The 463-nt window shown below is 66.7% G+C and carries 1 pseudogene; it reads right to left on the bottom strand.

What is annotated here, in order from left to right:
• Positions 1-102 precede the first annotated feature (102 nt).
• Positions 103-463: pseudogene (locus QMX93_RS30840) on the bottom strand (hypothetical protein); the annotation flags it as partial.

Here is a 463-nt window from a genome sequence, read left to right as displayed (position 1 = left end):
GGCTTGCTCGCGAAAGCGTCGTGTCCGCTAATACACAATTGACTGACACGACGCCTTCGCGAGCAAGCCCGCTCCCACAGGAATTGCGGTGGGCTCTAGAGGTCAGTTGGTGCGCTTGTCATCGCCGGGTTCGCCGCCGACGTGCACACCGCGATCGTCACCCGGTTCGCCCGCTGCGTGCAGGCCTCGGTCATCGCCGACTTCACCGGCGCGATGGACGCCATGATCGTCGCCGACTTCACCCGCCCGGTGAACACCGTGATCATCGCCCGGTTCGGCGTGGGTGCCGTTGCGGCCGGAGGATGACGCGGAATTGCCCGAGTGTCCGGAGCCTTGGCCGCTGCCGCTGTGACCACTGCCGCCCTCACCGTGGCCACTTCCACCATTGCCACTGCCGCCATGACCGCCACCATTTCCACCGCCACCGCCACCGCCACCGCCTCCGCCATGCCCACCACCATTT

The sequence above is a fragment of the Pseudomonas sp. PS01303 genome, from assembly GCF_029959385.1.
Taxonomy (GTDB): Bacteria; Pseudomonadota; Gammaproteobacteria; order Pseudomonadales; family Pseudomonadaceae; genus Aquipseudomonas; species Aquipseudomonas rustica.
This window is presented reverse-complemented; position numbering and strand designations above follow the sequence as displayed.